This is a genomic window from Candidatus Uabimicrobium amorphum (genome assembly GCF_009002475.1).
Taxonomy (GTDB): domain Bacteria; phylum Planctomycetota; class Uabimicrobiia; order Uabimicrobiales; family Uabimicrobiaceae; genus Uabimicrobium; species Uabimicrobium amorphum.
On sequence record NZ_AP019860.1, the window covers coordinates 4,317,565 to 4,342,126 of the forward strand.

Below are 24,562 nucleotides of genomic sequence, written 5' to 3' on the forward strand. Positions count from 1 at the left end.
TATGTTATTTGGGGAAATAGCGGAAAAATTAGGGTTTGTTTCACAAAACAAAGTTGAGGAAGCTCTTTTACATCAAAAGAAGTATCTACCAAGTAAAAAAATTGGTGAAATACTTTTGTTTATGGGTTCTATTACGGAAGAACAAATTGAAACTGTTCTGGACAACTACAGCCAAAAAAAGACTAGCAAATATGTATATGCAGAGATCGAACGCTATAATATTGAAGATAAGGTAGGCTCTGGTGGTTTTGGTGTTGTGTATCGCGCATACGATACAAAACTAAATCGCATCGTCGCCTTAAAAATGACGAAAAACAGCCTTGCAAAGGTAGATGAACTAAAAGAGGAAGCGCGAAGTTTAGCAACTCTCAACCATCCTAACATTGTTCAAGTGCACGATTTTGGTAGTCAGGATGGACAAACATACATTGTGATGGAGTATGTTCGCGGTGACGATATACTAAAATACATTGCAAAGTTTCGCGAAGAGTCAAATTACCTAATGCGTTCTTTACAACTGATCATACAGGTTACAGAAGCTCTGGTTTATCTAGAGAAAAAAGGAATATGCCATCAGGACATTAAGCCGCAAAACATTATTGTTGATGGCGAAGGCAATGCTAAACTTGTTGACTTTGGCTTGGCAATTTCCACACAGAAAATCACAAATAACAAAGGCTATACGCCCAAATACACAGCTCCAGAGAGAATACATCTCAATATCAAACCTTCTATTGTGAGTGATATATATTCATTTGGAAATATATTGTTAGATATCATCAATCCACAACAAGAGCATAGCATTGAAAATATTGGAAAATCTTTAGCTCAAATTTTTGGCGAAAATTCATCAGAGAAACAACGACGTTTACTAAACATTTGCCAAAAATGTTTACAAAAAGATATGAACCATCGCTATCAAAGTGCGATAGCGCTTTATGCGGACCTGTTGGATTTTCAAGGTTTCTTAATGGAAGACAATAAAGAATTTCCGTATTTGTATTTGTTAAATGCCGAAGTTCTTTTCTATCTAAAAAAGCCACGTAACTATATCGGAAGAAGTGTGAGCAATGATTTTATTTTGCATCATGATAAGGTTTCTCGTGTTCAATTATGTATAAACGTAGACAATTACATTGTCACCGTGGAAAACTTAAGCGAAAATGGTTATGTGCAAGTATGTCAATCTCCACATAAATTTCCCGAAAAACTTTCCTCAAAAAAAGTGATGACAAGAAAGCTCTTAAAACACAACAAATTCAAAACGCTAAAAATAGGTGAAACGGCACGATTAAATAACAAAAGTCTTATTGTGGTGGAAAACTATGTTTTTTGCTTTATCGAAGAGATTAGTTTTATGAAAAATCGTTTTTGTAAAACAACGGATACAACAGAAATATATTCGTAGTTTCTGTGATGTAGGTAAACGATGCATGTTTTTAATTGAGGTTTATCCTCACGAAAAGGTGTAAAATGTCAAAAAAAGATTCTTCGATAAACAACGAAGGGATTTATGAACCATTTTCAATTGAAGATGTTCCTTGGACTCAGTGGAATGGAAAAAATGGCGAAAGCGCGCAATTTAAACTACTTGGGAAATATGGTGGCGGCTCAAGTGTGGGAGTGAATATTGATATTCTCGAACCAGGAAAAAACAATTCGCATAAAGAAAACAGGCGAAATTTTTAATGTAACCGATTATTCGATAAAGGAATAAAAATGTTAAATCTATTTAGACTTTTATGGTGTGGCTTGTTTGTCGCTTTAATTGTACAAGTTGTGAATATTTATCCAAATTTGCCAGAACAAATTGCGATTCATTTTGACATTCAAGGCCAAGCTGACGGCTTTGGTGACAAGCAAACTTTTTATACCATTCTCGCAATAATCATTGCGTTTATGAATCTTATGTTTTTAAGTCTTTCACTGCTCATTAAGAAAATTCCCGCTTCGATTGTCAACATTCCTTGGAAAGACTATTGGTTTGCAAATGAAGAGCGTCAAGAAATTGCATATCGCAAATTGAAAGAAGTACTCGCAATGACGGGGGTTTTGATCAATGGAATTTGCTATTTACTGAATATCATCATTTTGCGTAGTAGCACTGTTTGTGAAGCTTGTCCTACAGGAGATTTTATCCAAAGTAATTTTGTTTGGATTACCCTTAGTTGCGCTGCTATTTTGGTTATATTGATGTTTGTGATTGTGAAACCTCCCAAAGATTAATATTCATGAGTGCAATGAAATATGGTTGGCAAAGACTAAATCCTGTTGTTGAACTTGCACAGCAGCAAGTGACTGATATATTGCGTCCTTTTTTTCCAGGTCAAAAAGTGCGCGATATCCAGTTGCTTAGTGGTGGGCTAGCGAATACCAGTTATTGTTGTATTTTCCATAATGATCGCAAAGTTTTATTACGTGTTTATACGCGCGATGCGAATAGTTGTCTTTTGGAAAAAACAATACACGATTTGTTACAACATGGTATCCCCATTGCCGAAATCTTGCATATGGATACTTCAAAAAATATCATTCCTTATTCGTTTGCCGTTATGCAGTGGATCGATGGCATTTCCTTACGCGAAGCGATTATTCGTGAACCTCAGCGGCTTGCACAGACATTTTTTCAATTGGGCTTTCCGCTGTATTATCTACAAAAATATCGTTTTGAAGAAGTTGGAATGTTGGATGAAAATCTTAACGTTACTCCGTTTATCATGGAAGAACGTAATCCATTTTTTCGTTATGTGAAAGAATGTTTGCAAAGCACGACAACACAAAAAAACATTGGTGAAAGTTTATGTGAAAAAATTGATAGCTATATCGACGTGCGACGTGGTTTGTACAGAGAAATTTTTCATCATCCCCATCTAACGCATGGAGATTACAATCCAGCGAATGTCCTCGTTTGCCCAAGAACTTTTAGGGTTGTTGCTATTCTCGATTGGGAATTTGCTTTTTCAGGTAGTTTTTATTGCGATATAGGAAATATGCTACGCGATGAAGAAGTTTACGTGGAGAATTGTGTAGCTCAATTTATATGTGGGTTGCAGGAGGCAGGTATTAAGCTCCATGACAATTGGCGAGAAATGTGTAAACTTGTCGATTTGACAAGTTTAGTGGGATTTGCTCACACTTCCAATTGTGAAAAAGTTATAGAAGATGTGGTGCATTTAATTAAACGCACGGTTCTATAGTTCGAGTAGCGGTCCTTCTATGGCTTTCATTTCAATGGTGTACTCTGTATCATCGTAAATGGCATAGCTGATTTTTTGTAAAGCGCTACGTGAGTATCCAATAGCCCCCACACAGATAATATAGCGATTTGTGCGCTCCAATGGATAAGGTCTATTGAAAACAAAAGTATGACGTTTGGCACAAAAAGGTGTGTCGGAATTTTCGCCAAAAATAAGCGATACATGCAAATGACCAACAAAAATGAGTTTGTATGTGGTTTCGTCAAATACATTCCATGCCTCTGTGTTATTATTGAGCGAGTATTGTTTCTTACGTGGTGAAATGTGTGTGTACAAAATATCTTTCTCCACGAGATACTCTGGCAACTTTTGTAATTGGCTCTTGAGTTTGAAGTCGGAGAGGTCGTTTATCTCATCGTGATTGCCGCGGACAATGGGAATATTACGTTGTTGTAGTTCGACAAAACATTCGCGATTTTTTTCCCCACCCTCGACAACATCTCCGAGACAGATAATACGGTCGCAATCGCATTTCTCAATGTCGTTAAGAGTGGCCATTAATCCAGCATAATTACCATGAATGTCAGAAATCAGGGCAGTTTTCATTTGCTTTTCTTCGGAATTTATAGAAATGTAGGGGCGGACCTTGTGTCCGCCCGTTCCTTCAAATATAGGAAGACACACGCTTCGCTGCAATTTTACAAGCCACGAACTCTATTATTATAACATCTTGTTCTTAGCAATAGAAAGTAAATGTAATGCGCTTAACGGTTTCTATTTCGATATTTATTGTTGTGCTACTAACGACGTTTTTCATTTATGGTGAGCGTTTTGAAACGTGGACAAATAGCAACGAGGCTTTAGAGTGGCTAAAAGAGCAAGGGCACTTCGCGGGCTTGTATGCGATACTACTCCTTATTTCCGATATTCTTTTTCCCATTCCTGCAACTACGGTGATGGCTATTCTCGGTAGTATCTATGGTATTTTTGTTGGCAGTTTATATGCTATTCTAGGGAGTATGATTGCTGGCCTAATTGCTTACGCTATGGTACGCATTATGGGACGAAAAGCCGCGGTTTTTATTGCCGGAGACAATCTAGAAAAACTCCAAGATTTTTTTGACAAAGGTGGAGTATGGGCAATTGCCGCAACACGAGTTGTTCCTATTGTTCCCGAAGTCCTGTGCTGTTTAGCGGGTTTGGCGTCGATGCGCATGAAGCTTTTTGTTACAGCACTATTATGCGGGAGTATTCCACAGGCCTTTTTATTTGCCACTCTAGGGGCATGGGGTAAAGAGGAACTTTTTTTTACTTTTGCCGTCGCTACTTTTGTTCCGGTCATTTTGTTGTTTGCTGTGTGGCCGATTATCAAGAATAAGTCGCGTTAGATTTTGCGCAAACTTTCGTGACTAATCACTCCACTACATACTTTTGTTGTGGGCAGTTTAAGAGACCTCATGTATGTTTTTTATCCTAAGCTATTCCCCTATATAATTTTATGGAATTTCTTTTGCGTATGTAATACCATTTAAGTAAGTCTCTTTAATAAGCGTTTTTCAAAATCAATCACTAGGAGAAATTGCGATGATTTTACGTCTCTGCTTACTACTTATGTTTCTTAGTATAATAAATTTTACCGCAGCGCAAAATGATGACTTCAACGATAATGTTCAAAAACACATCAAAAAATTACAATCTGAGAATAGTCGGGCGAAACTGTCTTCGATTATTGCCTTGGGAAAACTGGGACCTAAAGCCAAGGCCGCTGTTCCTAAACTGATCAAATGTCTGGAGGATAAAAATACACGCATTATACTATGGACGATCAAATCGTTGCAAAAAATGGGTATTGCCGCAGTCCCTGAGTTAAAAAAAGCGCTTCGCAGTGCCAACAAAAAGACACAATGTAGAATTTTACGCATTTTTACTGGATTAGAAGTCCAAGCTTTATCCATGTTACCTGACCTGAATGAATTTTTGTACGATGAGGACCCATGTTTACAGACGCAAACTTTGAAATTGTTAGCGATTGTTCCCGAGAAAGGGGGAGATAGTGTTTCGCGGCTTTCACAGCTGGTTATGACCGGCACTAATGAGGTCAAAATTCTTGCGGCGAAAGCGATGGGAGCATTGGGGAAAAAAGCACAAGAAACAACGCGTATACTCATTGAGGCTTTGCAAAAAGAACGTGAAAACGAAGACGTCTGTGCTGCAATTGTCGCTTCGTTAGCAGAGGTAGGGGAGCTGCCACTTGTTTTACAGGTGTTTAATAGCGACGAAGATCGCTTACACATTATTCGCGTATTTGCTTCTCTAAAGACATACGAAAAAGAGACAATTCCTCTGCTCATAAAAGCCTTACAGGATCAAAATCGAAGTGTTGTGTATGAAGCAAGACAAGTATTAAAAAAAATGGGTGGAGCGGCTTTACCGTTTATCCTAAAAGAATTAGAAAATGAAAAATCATCATTGGTACTGCCACTAATTTATATCTTAGGAGGTATGGATGGTTCCATTGTCGATGCAATACCTGTCCTGCTGAAAATGACAAAGCACAGCAATGTGAATATTAAGTATCAGGCAAAGAACGTTTTACTGAAAATAGACATCCAATATACCGCCGCAGGATTTATCGCAATGCTGCGTAGTGCTGATGCGGATGAAGTAATGACGGGTCTTGGCCTTTTATCAAAGTCCGGTGATGGTTGTATTCCGTGGCTAATCAAAGCTCTAAGAGAACCAGACATTCAGAAATACGCCTACGAGCTTCTGGCCCAAAGAGCTGCATCTGCTGTACCACTGGCGAAAAGCCTCAAAGATCAAGATCCTGAGATACGGAAACTAACAGAGAAACTTTTATGCAGATTAAGACCTGTTTCAGCAGCGATTAATATTTGTATTGGTTATTTGGAAAATGAAGAAATACGGCCACATGCAAAAAAAATCTTAGTAACTATTGGATCACTTGCTGCAAAACAACTCATTACATTTCTAAAAACCGATAATGACGTGTTGCGCCAGCAAGTAAAATTGTTATTAAAAGAGATGCCTCGCCAATCGATTTATTTTCTTTTGAGATCTTCAAATGATGAAAGCGTCAAAGAACAAGTTGTGGGGTTGCTTATGGAACTATCTCCTAAGAACGTTGAGCACATTTTAGACGCCTATGATCAGCTTTATCAGGAAGTTCCAGGTAGAGTTAGTCGTCGCACTTTATTAGAGTCGCAAAAGACTGTGGTTCAAATTTTACAAAAAATGGGTGCACCGGGAACCATCGCTGTTCTCAAAAAAATACGCAAGACAAATCGAGTAGTCACATACTTGAAGATATGCGATTCACTAGATACATCTGATGTATCACTTATTCCCGTACTTTGTGGTGTTGCAAAACATGGTAATGATCGTGTGCGCATTTATGCTTTACGTACTTTGGCAAAAATGGGGAAAAAATCCCTACCCGCGTTACCTACAATTCGTTCCTTCATTAAAAATTATCCATGGAAAACAAAAAAAGCCGCTTTAGATACTCTCGAAGCAATGGGAAACGAAACGATTTCAGTGTTGACTGACCTTTTTCGCCATGGAGACAGTCGTTTGAAAATGCATGTGGCGCAAAAGTTATACAGGATGGTTCCGCAACGCGTAGATAAAATTACTGGTTACAACGAGCAAGTATACAAAGCTTTTGATGCCTTTGAAAAACTAGAAAAAGATATTGTTCGTAGGTATGACCGAAGATCTCGTAGAGGTTCGGATTATTTAGAGTTTACCGTTGTTTTTTCTGATAGCAATGCTCCTGTTTTTTGTTTTGCCATAAGCCGGGGAATCGATTTGCGCCAAATTGTACTCTATGATGTAGACAAGCAAGAAAAGCGCATAATTTTTAGCGACAATCCGAAGAGCGACACTGATTTGAAGTATCTCAAAGAGATACAATGTATATCGCAGTTGGAACTACATAGTCCACAAATTACTGATAAAGGTTTTGCATATTTACCAGAGTTCTCAAATGTAAAAACTTTACGCATTTTTGCACCATGTAAAATCACCAAAAAATTTTTAGAATCTTTGCAGAAGATGCATAGTCTCGAAGAGTTGTCTCTGTTGGCGGAGATCTCAGATGCTGAATTAGCACTTCTTCGTAATTTGCCAAAACTAAAAACTCTTTATTTACAGTCGTCCAAAGTAACTAGTTTACAACCAATAGCGTCTTTTTCTCATTTGAGAACACTGTATTTGAGGAAAGTACAAAGCAACAGTGTCGTGCATCTAAAGAAGTTAGCGAGTCTTCAAAACCTTCATCTGCTAAACATGAACATCAGTGTCGATGATATACGTGAACTCTCGACGTTGAAAAATTTAGAGAAACTTTCGCTTTCTGTGAGCACAATTTACGACAAACATTTGGTCCATTTATCGAAATTTCAAAAATTGTCTGATTTGGATTTGTCGCGAACAATGATTACTGATTCTGGTATGAAAATCATCGACGGCTTAGAAAACATAACAAGATTAAGCATTTCTCATACCGAAGTTACTGACAAAGGAGTGCTTTTACTGCAAGACAATCGCAATCTAAAAAGGCTACAAGTTTCTGCAAACATCGACAAAAAAACCATTGACAACGTCGGACATAACAGTGTTCGGTTTTGCGAGGTTCATGTCGTGCAATAGATGTAGTTGTTCTGTTTATCCGTAGAATGGAGATACTAAAATAGAATATCGCAATTGCGCAGATTGTTTTTGAGAAATGATCTCTGTTCGGTGGTGAGTAAATTGTCTGCGATATACAGTTCATTTAAACTAGGCATTTCTCTTATTTTTGTTGGAAAATGACAAATTTGATTTCCCGACACATTTACCCGGGTTAAGTTTTTTAAGTACAAAAAATCTTGAGGAATTTCGTCGAGTTTATTGTAAGAAAGATTTAAGCCATAGATACTTTGTAGTTGCTGTATTTCCTTCGGTATAGTGTGTATTTGGTTGTGGTGTATCGATAGGTTTGTCAGACGCGAAAGCTTACATAAGGGATGTGGCATAGTGGTGAATTCGTTGTGTGCTAAAGACAAAGTGACTAGTTGATGTAATTGAGCAAATTCTTCAGGTAGATTTTGTAGGTGGTTATTTTCCAAAGACAATCGCGTTAGGCTGCGTAGTTCACCGAATTCATTTGGTAAATCACAAATCTTGTTGTTTGATATGAACAGCACTTGTACGTTGTGTAACTTTCCCAATTCTGGGGGAATATGTGTGAGGTAATTATGTGATAGATAGAGACGCGTTAGTTTTTGTAACTCTCCAATCTGTGGTGGAAGAGAAGTGAGTTTATTTCCCACAACGGATAAATATGTCAGATTTTGTAGTTGTGCAATTTCGCTTGGTAAGGTAGTTAGATGATTGTTGGATAAAGATAAAAAGCGCAAATGATTCATTCGCCACAACTGTTGCGGTAAGTTGTTGATGCTGTTTTTTGATAAATTTAATTCTAGTAGATGATGTAACTGTTCGAGTTCTTCAGGTACGCTACGTATATTATTTTTGGATAAATTTAGCTGTTGCAGGTTTGGCAATTGCCACAATTCAAAAGGTAGGACGCTTATTTTGTTTTGCGATAAGTTCAACTGTTGTAATTTGTGCAGTTGGGTAATTTCGATGGGGAGAGTTCGTAGTTTGTTTTTGGACAAGTTGAGTTCCGTAATCTCCGGAAAAGAAAAAATCCACTTGGGAATTTGTTGTAAATCTTGTTGTGATAAATCAAAGACGCATTCACCGGAAAATCCACAGTTTTCAAATTTACAATTTTGTAAGTGTGAAAACACAACGTGATTGCGAAAACTACAGTTATGGAAAACACAATTTTGTAAACGATATCGCCGTTGTTTTTGTAAATAAAACGTACAACCTTCATATTGGGTATTGTTACTTATCGTTTCTAGCAATTGCTTTTTAATTTTTTTCATCTAACGACCTTTAGTTTGATAACTTGCGTGTATGTTGGATTTTAGCTATAATATTAATCGATTTAAAAATAAAAAACAAATGTTAGGATGAAGTTATGCGATATGTTTTTTGCGTAGTTCTATTTTTATCGGTGACATTTTCACAAGAACTCCCTTTACCACCGCGTCCACAGAATGCGGCTTCTGGTAGTGAATTTATTGAAATGATTGTAAATTTACCTCTAGAAAAACGCGAAGAAGTCATTTTTCAAGAAATCGTAAAAGGCAATGTGCCTGAATTTTTGCGAAAGATGATTCCTGTTACTGTACAAGAGGGAAGTACGACAGTACGCTATTATGTCACTTGTGATTATATGTGTGTGGGAGACAATAGTGATTACTTCCTTACTCCAATGACTCCTTTGTTAGCACAGCGTCTTGCCGATTATATGGATTGCAGTTTACCTACCACAAAAATGGTGGATGATATTTGGGCGCAAGCAGTAGTAAAAATGTCTCCGCGATCTATCCCACCTGCTCCTGATATGACCACTGTTCCTGTTTTTGCAAGACATAACCGAATGGTGTATGCGCAGCGTTTGGAGTTTTTACCGCAATACCCTTTGGGAAGTTTGGTTGCCGGAAACAAAAAAGATGTGGTGGTCACAACACGTCTTGTTACAACACCCAAACGCGTAGCGATTTATGGATGGCACCGTACCAATGGTAAAAATATTCAGCCGTTGTATCTTGGACATATTGACACATATGCGGACTACAGTCATGGAATACGTTTTGTGCTAAATAGCATTACGTTAAATGGCCAACAACGGAAAATGCGCGAAGTATTAGGAGATACAAAAGTTTCTGGGATTCTTAGTAAAGAGGGGAAACTTCTCAATTCTCGCTATCCTATAGCTGTGTCTTTACCTGTGAAAGAATCGTTTCCAGCATATGGAAGAGATTTGTGTATGTGGCAAGACAAATTTACTTCTCCCGAAACAGTTGCTGTCAAAGGCGAATCTGTTGCAACAATTTGCGACCCTTCTGGTGGAGTTGACACTATTTCTTTAAAAACAACACAAAAATCTATGTATATTGCTGCCGATATTTATTGCGAATATCGTCCTGAGTTAACTACACAAGGCTTTGAACGCGTAGGTATTTTTGTACGTGACAACGGCAATGGTGTCTTTGAGCATTCTTCATACAAAGGCAGTTGTTATGGCATGGCATGGGACTCTCATGATGGTCGCTTGTGGTGTTTTCGTGTAGACAGCGGGAAAATCGTCGATCTTAGCGAAGTGCCCATTTATATGGCAAATTCCCAGTGGCGAACGATGAAAATAGAAACGAAGGGGAGCGACATTACCTTCATTTTAGATGGCAAAATTGTCACATCAATAAAAGATACAAAGTACGATGGTGGTAGTTGTGGTGTTGGTTACCATGAGTACTTTAGTGATAACAAACTTATCAAGGGAACCAGAGTCAAGAGCTTTTCGGCCGATGTATTAGACTAGGTCAATGTGGACTAGCCTAATACCAAGTTATCTGAGCGGTAATTTTACTGCTCAGGTAGCTGTTCCTCTGAAGGAAAATCGGCGTAATAATTGGCAAAGTCTTCTTTCCACTGCTGCTCATATAGAGCTTTGCATGAAATAAGCATTGTACTTAGCAACAAAACAATCCATATCCTTCTCATAAGACATCCTCATTTTCACGCAAGTAGATGTATTGGTTGACAAAAACGACAATTTCTTCCGCAAGTTTCTTAAGCTTTTGATAGCGTTGTTGTCTATCTAACGAAGCGTTGCGCCGTATTGCTTGACAGCGTTGGAAATACTTTTCACTTCTTTTTAAAAAACGCAAATATTTGTCAGGATGATAGCACGGGGATATATCATAAAATTGTTTATCTCCGCTCCCGGCATGACCAAGTAAGAATTTACCATCTGCGGTTAGAGCAACATGCCCGAAAAAGCCATACTTGAACATGAAATTGCTATCATATACCATTTTTACTAGTTCTAGCCCCTCCATTTGCGTGGGAAATTCATTCGTGGTAATATTGAGAGAAAAAGCGACGAAATTTTGGCTGATATAATCAAGTACTTGGTTATCTGAGAGCACACTGCTCTTCGTAATGCGACCCCCCAGTCAGCAATGTTGCGCTTTTTCTTGTCCAAATTCGTTGACAAAGAAAAATACCAGTATCGGTTTTTCTTCTTTTTTGGCAGTGGTAATTGCCTCTTCGGCGTCTTCATACCACTTGATGCATTTATATTTTTGTAATGGTTCGTTTTCTATTACTTTGTATATTTGTTGTTTTTGGTCTTCGCTATAATGGTGATCGATAAAATCACTATATTTTTCTTTGAAATTTTTGCCGCTGGCATTTGGTAAATGACAACCTGTAAACATCAATAAAATAAAGACCAATACATAGCAGACGTTATGCATATTTTCCTCCTGTTTTATCGTTCTTTATTTATTTTGTTGGTTGCTATGCGTAAAATCAAGTGGGAATTACAGCAAATTCTCATAGAGTTCGCTATAATTTGCGACCATCTTTTCCATGGTAAATAGCTCTGCGACTTTTTTGCGCGCGGATTTCCCCATTTTTTCTTTTAAATTGGCCTCGGTCAATATACGCAAAATATTTTGCGCCAATTCGTGGTGATTTCCGCGTTCACTCAGCAAACCTGTTGTTCCATCGTCGACGATTTCCGGATTTCCTCCTACCCGCGTACATGCAGCTGCGACGCCCGAAGCCATTGCTTCTAGCAGAGTGATAGATGTTGCCTCGCTTAATGAGGAAAGTACCAATACATCGAAAACTTGCATTATATCGAGTACATCGCGGCGTAGTCCCAGAAACATCGCTCTTTCTTCCAGGTTATTTTGCGATACAAATTCTTGGCATTCTTTCATCATTTCTCCGTCGCCGACAAAAATCAGTTTTGCTTGAGGGCATTTTTTGTGCACTTTGCAAAAAGCTCTCAGCAGCATTAAGGGATCTTTTATTGGATGGATTCGTCCCACGAAGCCAACGATTTTATCCTCCTGTGCAATACCAAGTTCATGTAACATTTCTTTTTTTGGACGACGTGTATTTAAACGGCTTATGTCAATTCCATTATAGATAACCTGCATCTTTTTCTGCGGTAGTTTTTCTTTTTTTACGAGACTTTCTACCGGAAATTGCGAAACTCCTACAATTGTATTTGTGAGTAAATTTAAAAATTGATTGGCGCATTGTCTTTTTGTACTGACTATGTCAGGGTAGTGTCTACCGTGCTCCGTAAATATTAGTTTGGGGGAGGAGAAGAATATTCGCGACAAGCAGCCATAAAAGTACGGTGTGTATTGATGGCAATGAATAATATCTATTTTGTTTTGTCGGCAAATACGCGCTATTTTTCGAGGTACAGATATATCAATACCCGGTTGTCTGTGGACGCAAAAAATTTGTTTTTGTTGGTGGTGGAGTTCTTCGCCTAATATACCTAGCTCGTCGAGGCATAAAACGCTAAAAGAGAATTTCTTCTCAAAAAGCGGCATCATATCGTATACTAGTTTTTCTGTACCAGCGACGGGCATACTGTGTACGATTTGTAAAATGTTTATCATAAGTTATGACTCGTATTTTATTTTGTTGTGCATGTCTCGTAAATACCAATCTACTTGTGCTTGTAGTCCCTGTTTTAAAGTTGTCTTTGGTTGGTAATTTAAAACAGTTTTTATTTTATCTATATTTGCACTCGTACGTTTTTGGTCACCTGTACGTTTGGGAACATGTATGATTTCGATTTTTTTCCCTGTGATTTCCTCAATCGTTTTGATTCCTTGTGCAGTTGTCACTTCTTGGTCTGATCCTAGATTAAAAATTTCGCCTATACACAATTGTGGATTTTGAATTGCGCGCAACAATCCATTGGTGATGTCACCCACATAAGAAAAAGAACGTGAATGTTTTTCGCTACCTTCAAATAAAGTAAACGGCCTTTTTTCGTAAATACTTTTGATGAGCAGCGGGTAAAGTTTTTCAGGACGTTCACGTTCACCATATACGGAAAAAAGGCGCATTGCACACACAGGGAGTTGGTTTTCGTAATAATACGACATCGCTAATTTTTCGGCGCACAATTTCGTTACTCCGTAGTGCGATGTTGGTTTTAATTCGCTTGTTTCTGGTCCCGTTGCGGTGGCTCCGTAAACCGAAGAAGTGGAAATGTAAACAAATAGTTGTAATTGAGGAAGTTGTTTGGCGAAGTGTAATAAATTTTGCGTAGCGTTGATATTGTTACTGACATAAGATGCAAATGAGGTTGTCGCTGATATTCCAGGCTGCGCAGCGCAATGAATGATGAAGTCAATATCATTGTCAAGTTGCGTCATTTCGTTTAGATCGCGATGATAAATTTTTACGCCAAGCTCTTCGAGTTTTTTTGCATAGTATTTTTTTAAAGTAGGAGAATAGTAGTCGTTAAAATTATCAATACCAACAACAGTGTAGTCATTTTTTCGTAAGTATTCTCCAAGATTAGAACCTATAAAGCCCGCGATACCTGTTACCAATATTTTTTTCATACATCAAGCCTTTTCTTTACTATTCTTGCAGGGTGCCCCATCGCAATAGAATATGCCTCTATGGGTTTTGTCACAACACTTTTCGCTCCAATAACGCATTTTTTTTCAATATTTTCCATAATAAGGCTACCATTGCCGATCCAGCAATCTTCGCCTATATATACTTTGGGAAATTCTCCCCCTTGTTCACGTATGGGGATGTCGATACGTTCGATATAATGTTGATTGGCACCGTTGATAATATCAACATTACTACCCAGTAGCGTGTCTTGTCCTATACTTACCTTGCCTAGAGTACAATAAGTTCCTATGTATACACCACTGTTAATTTCGCTTTCACTGTCGGTAATAATCACCCCAAAAGATATACAGCAGTCAAGAGAACACTTTTTTAATGCTAGATAGTAAAAACTTTTACGTACATATTCGCCCAATGTTCCGGGAAATAAGCTAACGAGTTGTGAAAAACCATGAAATGTTTTTTCACTTTTAGTGAAAAACTTAATGATTCTATACAACAAAAATACGGGGATTATTAGTAATAGAAATATTAAATTGGCAAAATTTTTTACTATATTTCGCACTTTATACTCCCATGAGATCTTTATATATTTTTTCCATATTGCGCATGCGTTCCATGAAGCAAAACCGTTCCTCCACCATTTTACGAGCATTTTTTTGTAATTTATGACGCAATTGTTCGTCTTTAATAACATTCAAAATATTTTGACTCATTTGTTGATGATCTCCCACAGGTGTATAAATGGCGTGTTCGCGATCTTGAACTGTGTTTACTACTCCATCAACAGGTGTTGTGATAATAGGTACTTCCATTGCCATTGCTTCTAATACTACATTGGGTAAGCCTTCTTTTAAAGAGGAAAGAACGTATAAGTCTAAAATAGCGAAGACATGGCGAATATCGGAAAAGTAGCCTGGTAAGATAATTTTGTCTTGTAAATTCATGCTGGTGATGAGTTGCTGTAGCTCTTCTTTTTGCGTCCCTTCACCAACGATAAGAAAGTAGGTATTAGGGTGTTGGGCAATCACTTGGGCAGCACTGCGAATTAGTGTGTCGTAACCTTTTTCTTTTGCCAAACGTCCTACGGCACCAACGACAAAAGCTTGCGAGGGAATTGATAGTTGTTCGCGCAACTTACTTGTGACAACCCCTTTGGCAAAGTCACTGGTTACGATTGCGTTGGGAATAAATACAATGCGTTTTTTGGCTACTTTGTAGCGTATTAATTCTTCACGTAATGTTGCCGTTACAATGACTACTTTGCGGAAAAAGCGCTGAATTCGTTTGTCCAGTGAGTCGTAGAAACGTACGCGACGTTTTTTGGAAACCCAACCATGTACCGTCGTCATCAGTTTTATCTTACACCCAGACATTCTAAGCAATAAACCATAAAAGTTGGATTTATAACCATGGGCATGATATATGTCTACTTTACGTTGGCGAAAGATTTTACGCAGCTTGCGTAAAGTAGAAAAATCTATTTTGCGACGCTCAGGAATAACAATCATCTCAACGCCTGCACTTTGAGCACGAAGATCCATATCAAACTCGCTGTCATGTTCACTTTTTAGATAAATGAGTATCATGGAAAAAGTTTGCTTGTCGATAAAACGCGATGAATTGATGATGGTTTTTTCTGGACCACCACCCTTACCGCTTGAGCTACGGATGTGTGCTATACAAATTTTATTTGTCATGATTTACTTTCTGCGACAATTTCTAATAGGTCTTTTTCCCAATTGGCAAGGTGTGTTTCCCAACTATATTTTTGAGCAAATATTTCTCTTCGAGTTGTGGGTATCTCAATATTTTCTTCTAAGCATGAGTTGATGCGTTGTGCGAATGTCGTAGCATTGTTTTCGATCCAAATTCCACTATCTAGATTTGATAGATCAATGCCTTCTGCTGCTTGGGGAGAGATCACACAAGGTAAGCCACAGGCTATGTATTCTAAGACTTTATTTTGGACACCTCGGGCAATACGAATGGGAGCGATGGCTAGTTTTGCTTTTTGCAAATAAAGGCGAATGTCTTCAACAGCACCAGTGACAATAATATTGTCTGAACGTAGTTCCGAAATACATGGTGAAGGATCACGACCAACAATATATAATTTGACTTTAGGATGTTTTTTTACAACGTAAGGCCATATCTCGTTACAGAAGTATATCATCGCATCAACATTGGGAAAATAATTCATTGTACCAACAAAAACAATGTCGCAACCGCGGTTTTCATATAAGTTATCAAAATAATCGAGGTCAACGCCGTTGGCGAGAACATGTAATCTCTTTTCACCATCGACAATTTGTGCTTCCTGGGGAGAAATAACATAACAACGTTCCCAGGTATCAAGAAGATGTTTTTCATATTTTGCCATGCGTTTGGCTTCTTGTTGGTAGATTTTTCTTTTAGGAAAAGAAGTAAATTGCGCGTACTGTAGCCATTTATCTGAGTCTATATCTATGAGGTCCATCACTTTTGGTTTGAAACTTTGCGGAATATATTGCGCAACAGAAGAACAGCTGGCAATAACAAGGTCAAACTGTTCCTCTGTCAGAATTTGATGAACGCGTTGCTGTAAAGTTTTTGAATAAAAAAATCGAAGCGTTAGAGGTTTTTGTGAAAATAAGCTCATTAGCAGTGCTTTGCATTTATTGTAAAATGTCGAGATGAAGGTAAACACCATTTTGTTGCAATAGTCATTTAAACAAGCTGTATAACCTAAATCTCTCTTATCATCTACAATAAAACACAGAAATACGTCGTGTTTGTTATTCAAGTAACGCAGTTGATGAAATGTACGTATTTTTTCTCCCTTATTTGGTGGAAAAGGAATTCTGTGCGCGATAAAAAGTATTTTCATGGTAAATATTTTCTTAGAATCGGATATAAATCATTGGCGAATTTTTGCAGTGAACCAAAAGAATGTTGTGGATCATTGCCAATTTTTATAGACGTACGAACAAGAGCAGCACCACCTTTTTGGGAACTAAAAAAATTCATGAGAGCGTTTGCTTGGTGATAGTAGTAGTTACCCGTGAACTTGTCGCCAAATTTATACCAATAGATAACGTATTCGTGATCGCCATTATTCACAAGTTTGAGTACGATTGCATCGTGATTTTGTAAACGTATCGCAAAACGCTCTAGTATTTCGCATCCAGCGCCTTTGTAACAAATTTCCGGAGGGTGCGATACTTTGCGATTCGAATTTTCCGAAATGACAAGAGCTAACAGTATGGGAGGTGTTTTGGGGCTAGAATAATGTCGTGTGAGTAGATCTTTAGTTTCTAGAAGTTCAATGGTGCGCTGTTCTGCGGGGTAATCTTGAAGAGTATACCAATTACCAAAATTTGTAGGGAATTGTTGTGCGTATTGTTTTCCTTCGGTTTGATACTCTTTGTAGAGTAAAAAATAAGTGGTAATTGCCATTAAACTGAGTGCGCAGATTGCAGCAGCGGCCTTCAGGTTTATATTAACGAGTTGTGGGGGAATAAATTTTGTATTTTTTTGTTGTGTCTCTTTATTTTCTACATCACTCTCCTCTGGTGTTTCTAAAGCGCGGCTTATAAAGAGCATTGTTATGATATTGAGAAACAAAGCCACCATACCTGACATATCATGTATATTACCTGTTGCGGCCTCTGCTCCCCAGTTGTAAGTAATGACTCCCAGAAAAAAAACGCGTAGTACGTTATAGAGCATGGCAAGTGGGAGAAGTATGGCCACTAAAAATATTTTGCGGGCAACAGTTGTTGTTGTGACATAGGCAAACGGCAAACTTAGGGCGACCATGGCCACAAGTGAGCGCAATCCGCTACAAACATCTCCTACCACCATTTGTCCATTGGTAAAACTTACAATGCTACCATCGCGAATACAAACAATACCTGTAAAGTTTAATAAAAAGACCGCAATTTCACTGGCCAGTAATTTTAGTTTTAAGGTAAAGAAAGATATTAAAATGAGAGGAAAAGGTACCATACAATACAAGTATAAAACGGGAAACCACCCCCAACGAATGCCTTTTACTCCGGCAAATAGAACGAGTATTCCTGCTACGGTGATGGGAATGGAAAAACCAGAAGTAAAATGAATGCGTGCGATGCCACTAAGAAAATGAATCGTTAGGCCAAATGCAATAATGGCTATTCCCCACCAATTTCCTTTTAACTCTTGGTTTTCGATAGCTTGGCGATTGTACCACAGTAACCATAAGGAAATAAAGGGGATTAAAAAACCATGAGAGCTATAAGAACCCGCGCTTGTCCAGCGCTGGTACATCCAATCGATTGTTGGTATGTACGTAAGTAGAGTGGCAATAAAAGCCACAGCTAAAATAATTATATTTTTTCGCATACTGATTCCAAATATTCTTTTGTATAAGTAAAAGAAAAGTCCTGTACTAAGCGACGTAGTTTTTTTTCCGTTGAGTGAAGATTTACATAGTGTCGAAAGCGTTTGGTGGCACTAATTCCTTTTATTCGCGGTTGTTGTGGGTCAATTTCCCATGGATGTAAATAAAAAACAAATGGTTGTTGTTCGCGATTGTTGAATTCGATACTTTTTTTGGTAATGCTATAGGGAAATAGGCGAAAATAACCACCACCAGCAATAGGGAAATTCCATTTGCCAATAGGTACTGTCGAAGGAGGAAATTCTTGTAGCGCATGTGTGTTGTATTTGACAAGATGCCTATGGCGTTTGGCTTGTGGTATTCCATAACGATCATGATGCGTAGGAAAAATGCTTGAGTCGTAACGGAAACCTTCTTCATAAAGAATGTCTATTGCCCAAAGCGATTTGTTGGTAATGGAGTAGCTTGGCGCACGATAACCAATGACTTGTTCTCCACTTATGTCTTCCAATATACATTTTGCTTTTTTGATGTCTTCGCGAAATGCTTGGGGACCTTGCTCGTATATGAGTTGATGTGCGTAACCATGGCATGCCAATTCATGACCTTGTTGACAAATTTCGCGTACAAGTTGCGGGCAACGCTCCGCAACCCAAGCAAGTACGTAAAATGTTGCCTGGACGTTATGTTGAGCGAATATTTGTAGGATACGTTGTGTATTTTGCTCTACACGCAAAGGATAAGAATCCCAATCGTGTAAGGAAATTTTATTTGCGAAATTTGCGACATGAAAGTAGTCTTCAACGTCAACACTCATGATATTACGCATTGTTTTTTCTTTCTTTGGTAAACAAAAGCATTACCTGTGCACTCGGTAGGAAAAGTAAAGACTATTATAGTGATTTATTGGCTCATTACAATTGTGTTATTTTCCGCCGCCGGTTAGAATTATTTTGACTGTTTTTAACACAATGACAAAATCCAAAACTAAGGATAAATTTTTAACATAGTATAGGTCATAACGTAACTTTTCGTAGTGTTCTTCAAAACAACTAGCGTAGTGGTATTGTACTTGTGCCCACCCGGTAATACCTGGCCGTACCGAATGGCGGAAAAAATACCATGGCATTTGTTCTTCAAATTGTTTGGTAAAATGCGCTCTCTCTGGACGTGGCCCTATAAGGCTCATATCTCCGCGAATGACGTTAAAGAGTTGTGGTAGTTCATCGATGCGCATACGCCGCAGCCACTTTCCACCGCGAATTATTCTCGGATCATTATCCTGCGTAAGTTGTACTCCTTGAACTTCCGCATTTATGTGCATAGTGCGGAATTTGTACATGACAAACTCTTTTTCATTCATGCCCACGCGTTTTTGCGTGTAAATAGCGGGACCTGGAGATAGTATTTTAATCAATATAATGGTGATGACTTGTATGGGCAGTGTAAGTACAAATAGTATGGAAGACAATACTAAATCTCCTATTCTCTTACAAAGCATTGTTAAAGAGAAATGAATGGATTGATAGCCGTAAAAAGCAATTTGTTCGTGGAATGTTTCATCGCAAATCTTGCCTGTTAACCACTCATAAAAAGAAATGCCATCAATCATGCGGCAACGAGTGGCATGACATTTACGCAGTTGTAGCATATCAATTTCGTTACGTGGTAAGGTGACGATTATTTCTTTAGATTTTTTTTGCTCTAGGTAAGATAGTGCCTCATCTAAATTTTGAAATATAACGGTGTGAGAATAGTCGTTTTTTAGTTGCTGCAATTCACTACGTATTTTTTCAGCAAGTGCATTGCTCCCGACGATAATACATGTTTTGGCTATTTTGTCGCGAATAATTTTTGAGTAAAACAATACGCGCCAAATATATAATGTAAAACTAAGCAGAACACAACAAATGCCGAGAACGCCGCGCCCGATAAATAGCGAGGGAAAAATATAGAATGTGATGACTAAAAATACATAGGCACCAAAAACAGGACGTAGGACATTGAAAAATATCAGTACTTTGCTGATACTCGACGAAAATTTATTTACATACCAATCAGCATAAAACAAAAAAATGCAAATGACAAAAGTGCAAAATATTTGCTGAGGTATGTAATTGTAGTAATCAAAAGTGGCAAATACATTTCGAATAAAACCGGCAAGTAGAAAACAGCCAAAAATTAATAGAAAGTCACAAACAATGAGTAGTAGAAAGTATACAGGGATTTTTGTGCGAATAAATTTGTACATTTTATATCCGTAATCGTTGCGAAGCAAATGGTTGAAAGGTTTTAAATCTATATCATTTGTAATAACATTTTTCAAATGTTATTACATTTTGTTACTCTTGTGTTCATTTGTGAGCCCCATGTACAAACTAACACACATGATAATGAGTATAAGAGCAAAAGGTAGTCCTACTGTGATGGCCGCAGCCTGAAGTGCTTTTAATGCTTGTTCTCCACCGATAAATAGCAAAGCTGCTGCGATAAGTCCTTCCATTGTTGCCCAAAAAATGCGTTGTGGAACAGGGGCGTCGAGTTTACCTCCGGCGGTGATGCTATCAATGACGAGTGAGCCTGAGTCTGAAGATGTCACAAAAAATACCAATACCAAAATAATGGCAATAAATGATGTGATATTTGCAAGAGGCAATTGCTCTAACATTTGAAAAAGGGTTAAGGAGGTATCACTTATGCCATTTGCTAATTCGCCAACATTGTTTTGTACTTGTTCTAAACCGGTGCCACCAAAAGCCGTCATCCATAGAATACTTACCATCGTGGGTACCAGAAGTACCGCAGTAACAAAAGCGCGTACTGTGCGCCCTTTGGAGATGCGGGCAATAAACATACCGACAAAAGGTGACCACGAAATCCACCATGCCCAGTAAAATATGGTCCAACCATGAAAAAAAGTATCGTCATCGCGGCCTACCCAACTACTGAGCGGTACGATATTTACCGCGTAGTTATATAGAGTACCACCAAATCCGTTGAGTATCGCTAATGTTGAACTTGTGAATAAAACGAATAAAAACAACAACGCGGCTATGCTCATATTGATATTGCTGAGGATTTTCACTCCACCTTCTAAACCTCTTACCACGGAAATGACTGCAACGGTCGTGACCCCAAATACTATAATGATTTGTGTCGTAATATCGTTGGGAATAGCAAATAAGAAATTTAATCCCGATGCCGCTTGCTGCGCACCTAAGCCGAGGGAGGTGGCTAGACCAAAAATAGTGGCCATTACCGCGATGGTATCGATCACGTTTCCGGCAAATCCCCAAGTAGCTTTCCCAAAAATAGGATAGAATACCGAACGAATTGTAAGCGGCATACCCCTATTGAAGGTAAAATAAGCTAAAGAAAGGCCCACAATACTGTACACTGCCCACGGATGTAAACCCCAGTGAAACATCGTTGCTCCCATCGCGAGGTTTGCCGCTTCAGGGGTCAGCTTTTCTACATTTAGCGGCGTACCGTACCAGCCTGTGTAGTATGCAACAGGTTCGGCAACGCTCCAAAACATAAGACCGATTCCCATTCCTGCGGCAAACAGCATTGCAAACCACGACATTAAACTAAAATCAGGTTTGGCATCTTTTCCGCCTAATTTAATTTTGCCAATGGGTAAAATCAATAGAGATAAACAGAAAGCAACGACTAGATTTGCACTCAAGGCAAATAGCCAGTCAAAGTAAGTTATAGAAAATGATTTTGTACTTTCGAATAACTGCTTTGATTCTTCGGGTAATAGTAACGTTCCTGCAACAAAACTAAGCACGAGTAAACTCGAATATGCAAATACGGGATTATGTATGTCAAAACCTAAACGTTGTATGTTATCCTGTCCTACTTCATAAGAAGTGGTGTAGCGACATTTTTTCATCAATTTATGCCTTCCGTTTTCTAAGGCGATCTGGGTACTAAGTGGGTATCAAATTTTGTGTCGGCAGGTATTACTCGTTGTTTGTTTTGCGGTTGTGAGTATTATCTACGCCTGTAAAACTTTGTATTTTTTGGTTAAAGTTTTTATATTTTTTATATTAAAAAAGTGTAACAGATTACTCTGAGGTCGTAAACGATAAATTCATTTTGTTGCGCGACGAATAGTTTACTTATATCATATTGTTTGGCAATCTATCCGTAATACTCGAATAAGAGAGAATTTCAATGAATGAACTGAATTTGTTACCTCAGGATAAAACATATGAGCAGCTACTCGCAGCTTTTTGTTTGCCTTATTTTTGCTATGTGTTGGCAAATATGTTAAGTGATGTTGTTGCTTTGTGGATGGTGTATCTAATCAAAATAGCTATTGTTACGACTGTTTGGATTGCGTACCGCAAGTACTACTCTTTCGGCAAGTGGCGGTGGAGGGATATTTTTATAAGCCTTTTATTTACACCTGTATTATTGTTATTGTGGGCCATTCCCTTTTACTATTACCTTTCATTCACCGATAGTTTTTCGTCTCAGAAATTGTCCTTGGTGACAAACGGGGAAATATATTGGTGGTTGAGAACATTCGCTTCGGTAATTCTCGTTGCGATCTTCGAGGAAATATTTTTCCGCGCATATCTACTCGAATATTTACATCAGTCGCAGCAAAGCGACAAATCTTCTATCGTTGATAAATGTTCTTCCACACTGGAAGAAAAACCGCAAGACTTAAGTAAAATTCCTCTCAACCTATACAGTGTTGTGGGTACAATGATCATTTTCACATTAGGGCATAGCACCGCAGAATACATTTCGTGTGTATTATATTTTACCGCAACGTTATTGATATATAAGTATCTGCGCTCGTTTGCGGTATGTATTTGGACCCACGCCTTTACGAATTTAGGAATTGCTATATTGGTGAAGTATTGGGGAATGGACTTTCTGTGGTTTGGATAAGCTGTGGGAATTTTGTTGGATGAGTATCTGCATTTCGCATCCATCTACTCGATATTTTCTATCGTTGTCGTGCTATTCCTTTGGTTACTCCGTCTTTCCGAATTTTCCCCCTGTAAACCAAGACTTCTAAAAAGTCTTGGTTGCGACGTCTTCTTATATAACGTTCTACATGACGCATTTACTGATTTCCTGGAGAAGAGCTATTGTCGTTATCTGGTAATAAGTCTTGTGGACGTACACGTCGTGTATAGCCCCATCCAAAGCGATTTAAGGTTGGTGTCTTACTTAGCGACTCTTCTGGTGTTAGATGTTGTATTGTGCTTCCCCATGTAGATTTTTCCTGTAAGTTGTTCACCGCGGTTGCGGATAAAAACTCTCCTGTTTTTAAGTGTCGCAGTACAATAAAAAACGGCTTGTCTATGGTTATATTAATCGACTCATTGGATTTGTTTTTTAAATAGGGAGATTTGATTTTTGCGAGGTCTAGCTCTTCGTCTTCGTAATCGACATTAGTACCAGCATCAAAAGCCTCGATCATTGTGTTATCCGGGGCTGACAATTTTGTATGCACTGCGGAAAATTCGCAACCTTGTTGATCTATTTGTAACATACTGATTGCGTTTTTGTTGACGTTGATGGGCAGATTGAAATACATGCGAAATGCCGGAAGTTCTATTTCGCAATTGCGCTTCTTTAATTTTTGTACTGCCTCATTCATTTGCGGAAATTGCATGTTGGCCAATAGTTGTGCCAGAGTTGTCTTTGGAACAAATAGATATACGCTAAAATCTTTAATCTCTAGCGGAAGATATATGAGTTGCAGTTCATCATTTTCATGAGAATAACATTTTCCCGAAATTTTTATTGCGGTAATTGGTGTACCTTGGAACATAATATTAGAGAGTTGTGGTTGTTGTTTTTGTTTCCAATTTGCACTGAAATAAACCGCTTTGTCAATTTCCAACTGTAATTCACTACTCACACTCAATCTGTCATTTGTAACTTGCGCGATTGTTTGTGTTGTCGCTTGGCCATTGTCATCGCATGAAAGCAAGAACGGTGAAATCATTGCATTGCTGTGACGATTTGCGACTTGGCGAAACGTGGATAAAGCTGTATTGGCATGTATATCTTCTAATTCTGGCGGTGTTGGTTGTTTGGCAATATCCATATAGTCACTTGCTTTATTGAATGAATTGACAACAAAGCGTGGGTATTGTCCACTGGAAACGAATTCATTCTCTTTTTCGACTTTGGGTGTTCCTCCAAGGTCGGGGAGTCCTATACCTGAATCACCTGTTGACTGCCCAGGAGTATTTCCGGGAGTATTTTGTGGATTGCGGAAAGCAGGGTCTTTTAAAATTTCGCATTGAGTAAGGAAAAGCATACTCAAAATAAATAGATGAAATATTTTACGCATTCTATTGTCCTAGATTTTTTGATAGCAATTTTGATAAGATTAGTTGTGGTCGCGATGTGACACTCTATTTATATTATTACACGTATCGTATTACATAATGAGTATTTTACAAAAAAAATC

At 38.2% G+C, this 24,562-nt stretch carries 23 protein-coding genes; 8 read left to right on the forward strand and 15 right to left on the reverse strand.

Features of this window, described 5'->3' with window-relative positions; genetic code table 11:
* The first annotated feature begins 1 nt into the window (after position 1).
* From UABAM_RS15575 to UABAM_RS15590, 4 genes are all read left to right on the forward strand, one after another.
* A complete protein-coding gene (locus UABAM_RS15575) occupies positions 2 to 1,408 on the forward strand; it encodes a serine/threonine-protein kinase (RefSeq protein WP_151968931.1) in 1,407 nt (468 codons plus the stop codon).
* Positions 1,409 to 1,473: 65 nt separating this feature from the next.
* On the forward strand, positions 1,474 to 1,689 hold the full coding sequence (locus tag UABAM_RS15580) for a hypothetical protein (RefSeq protein WP_151968932.1): 216 nt from the start codon (positions 1,474 to 1,476) through the stop codon (positions 1,687 to 1,689).
* Between the two features lie 30 nt (positions 1,690 to 1,719).
* Positions 1,720 to 2,226 carry a DUF1648 domain-containing protein gene (locus UABAM_RS15585; RefSeq protein WP_151968933.1) on the forward strand — a complete coding sequence of 169 codons (507 nt, stop codon included), beginning with the start codon at positions 1,720 to 1,722 and terminating at the stop codon, positions 2,224 to 2,226.
* Positions 2,227 to 2,231: 5 nt separating this feature from the next.
* Positions 2,232 to 3,197 (forward strand): phosphotransferase family protein, encoded by a 966-nt coding sequence (locus UABAM_RS15590; protein ID WP_151968934.1) that lies wholly within the window; start codon positions 2,232 to 2,234, stop codon positions 3,195 to 3,197.
* On the opposite strand, the gene UABAM_RS15595 is transcribed toward UABAM_RS15590, so the two are convergent.
* Positions 3,192 to 3,803, reverse strand: coding sequence for a metallophosphoesterase family protein (locus UABAM_RS15595; protein WP_151968935.1), 612 nt, complete (start codon positions 3,801 to 3,803; stop codon positions 3,192 to 3,194). The two genes, UABAM_RS15590 and UABAM_RS15595, sit on opposite strands and share 6 nt — an antisense overlap.
* 152 nt (positions 3,804 to 3,955) lie before the next feature.
* Here UABAM_RS15595 and UABAM_RS15600 point away from each other — a divergent pair, with 152 nt between their 5' ends.
* Both UABAM_RS15600 and UABAM_RS15605 read left to right on the forward strand, forming a co-directional pair.
* Positions 3,956 to 4,585, forward strand: coding sequence for a TVP38/TMEM64 family protein (locus UABAM_RS15600; protein WP_151968936.1), 630 nt, complete (start codon positions 3,956 to 3,958; stop codon positions 4,583 to 4,585).
* 196 nt (positions 4,586 to 4,781) lie between these two features.
* Positions 4,782 to 7,871 carry a HEAT repeat domain-containing protein gene (locus UABAM_RS15605; RefSeq protein ID WP_151968937.1) on the forward strand — a complete coding sequence of 1,030 codons (3,090 nt, stop codon included), beginning with the start codon at positions 4,782 to 4,784 and terminating at the stop codon, positions 7,869 to 7,871.
* A gap of 35 nt (positions 7,872 to 7,906) precedes the next feature.
* Here UABAM_RS15605 and UABAM_RS15610 read toward each other — a convergent pair whose 3' ends face one another.
* Positions 7,907 to 9,157: a leucine-rich repeat domain-containing protein gene (locus tag UABAM_RS15610; RefSeq protein WP_151968938.1), complete on the reverse strand. Its 1,251-nt coding sequence runs from the start codon at positions 9,155 to 9,157 to the stop codon at positions 7,907 to 7,909.
* A gap of 95 nt (positions 9,158 to 9,252) precedes the next feature.
* On the opposite strand from UABAM_RS15610, the gene UABAM_RS15615 reads away from it, so the two are divergent.
* On the forward strand, positions 9,253 to 10,659 hold the full coding sequence (locus UABAM_RS15615; protein ID WP_151968939.1) for a hypothetical protein: 1,407 nt from the start codon (positions 9,253 to 9,255) through the stop codon (positions 10,657 to 10,659).
* A gap of 44 nt (positions 10,660 to 10,703) precedes the next feature.
* Here UABAM_RS15615 and UABAM_RS33455 read toward each other — a convergent pair whose 3' ends face one another.
* The 12 genes from UABAM_RS33455 to UABAM_RS15670 all read right to left on the reverse strand — a co-directional run bounded on the left by UABAM_RS33455 (position 10,704) and on the right by UABAM_RS15670 (position 22,009).
* Entirely contained in the window at positions 10,704 to 10,841 is a 138-nt protein-coding gene (locus tag UABAM_RS33455) for a hypothetical protein (RefSeq protein WP_173013344.1), read from the reverse strand.
* Complete coding sequence (locus tag UABAM_RS15620) at positions 10,838 to 11,269, reverse strand: hypothetical protein (RefSeq protein ID WP_151968940.1); 432 nt, start codon at positions 11,267 to 11,269, stop codon at positions 10,838 to 10,840. The genes UABAM_RS33455 and UABAM_RS15620 overlap by 4 nt, the downstream gene beginning before the upstream one ends.
* A gap of 27 nt (positions 11,270 to 11,296) precedes the next feature.
* Entirely contained in the window at positions 11,297 to 11,599 is a 303-nt protein-coding gene (locus tag UABAM_RS15625) for a hypothetical protein (RefSeq protein ID WP_151968941.1), read from the reverse strand.
* 66 nt (positions 11,600 to 11,665) lie between these two features.
* A complete protein-coding gene (gene pelF, locus UABAM_RS15630; RefSeq protein WP_151968942.1) occupies positions 11,666 to 12,769 on the reverse strand; it encodes a GT4 family glycosyltransferase PelF in 1,104 nt (367 codons plus the stop codon).
* Between the two features lie 3 nt (positions 12,770 to 12,772).
* A complete protein-coding gene (locus tag UABAM_RS15635; protein ID WP_151968943.1) occupies positions 12,773 to 13,729 on the reverse strand; it encodes an NAD-dependent epimerase/dehydratase family protein in 957 nt (318 codons plus the stop codon).
* The gene (locus UABAM_RS15640) at positions 13,726 to 14,313 is read right to left on the reverse strand and encodes an acyltransferase (protein WP_173013345.1); all 588 of its coding nucleotides are present in this window, start codon (positions 14,311 to 14,313) and stop codon (positions 13,726 to 13,728) included. Before UABAM_RS15640 ends, UABAM_RS15635 begins: the two co-directional genes overlap by 4 nt.
* A 1-nt stretch (position 14,314) precedes the next feature.
* Positions 14,315 to 15,448: a glycosyltransferase gene (locus UABAM_RS15645; protein ID WP_151968945.1), complete on the reverse strand. Its 1,134-nt coding sequence runs from the start codon at positions 15,446 to 15,448 to the stop codon at positions 14,315 to 14,317.
* A complete protein-coding gene (locus UABAM_RS15650; RefSeq protein WP_151968946.1) occupies positions 15,445 to 16,617 on the reverse strand; it encodes a TIGR03087 family PEP-CTERM/XrtA system glycosyltransferase in 1,173 nt (390 codons plus the stop codon). Before UABAM_RS15650 ends, UABAM_RS15645 begins: the two co-directional genes overlap by 4 nt.
* Positions 16,614 to 18,113 (reverse strand): exosortase C-terminal domain/associated protein EpsI, encoded by a 1,500-nt coding sequence (locus UABAM_RS15655; protein WP_151968947.1) that lies wholly within the window; start codon positions 18,111 to 18,113, stop codon positions 16,614 to 16,616. Before UABAM_RS15655 ends, UABAM_RS15650 begins: the two co-directional genes overlap by 4 nt.
* Positions 18,098 to 18,940 (reverse strand): XrtA system polysaccharide deacetylase, encoded by an 843-nt coding sequence (locus UABAM_RS15660; RefSeq protein WP_151968948.1) that lies wholly within the window; start codon positions 18,938 to 18,940, stop codon positions 18,098 to 18,100. Before UABAM_RS15660 ends, UABAM_RS15655 begins: the two co-directional genes overlap by 16 nt.
* Before the next feature lie 96 nt (positions 18,941 to 19,036).
* The gene (locus UABAM_RS15665; RefSeq protein WP_151968949.1) at positions 19,037 to 20,362 is read right to left on the reverse strand and encodes a sugar transferase; all 1,326 of its coding nucleotides are present in this window, start codon (positions 20,360 to 20,362) and stop codon (positions 19,037 to 19,039) included.
* 81 nt (positions 20,363 to 20,443) lie between these two features.
* Positions 20,444 to 22,009 (reverse strand): BCCT family transporter, encoded by a 1,566-nt coding sequence (locus tag UABAM_RS15670; RefSeq protein WP_151968950.1) that lies wholly within the window; start codon positions 22,007 to 22,009, stop codon positions 20,444 to 20,446.
* 284 nt (positions 22,010 to 22,293) lie between these two features.
* Between UABAM_RS15670 and UABAM_RS15675 the strand changes: the two genes are divergently transcribed.
* A complete protein-coding gene (locus UABAM_RS15675) occupies positions 22,294 to 23,022 on the forward strand; it encodes a CPBP family intramembrane glutamic endopeptidase (RefSeq protein WP_151968951.1) in 729 nt (242 codons plus the stop codon).
* 178 nt (positions 23,023 to 23,200) lie between these two features.
* On the opposite strand, the gene UABAM_RS15680 is transcribed toward UABAM_RS15675, so the two are convergent.
* Positions 23,201 to 24,442 carry a serpin family protein gene (locus UABAM_RS15680; RefSeq protein WP_151968952.1) on the reverse strand — a complete coding sequence of 414 codons (1,242 nt, stop codon included), beginning with the start codon at positions 24,440 to 24,442 and terminating at the stop codon, positions 23,201 to 23,203.
* Between the last annotated feature and the right edge of the window lie 120 nt (positions 24,443 to 24,562).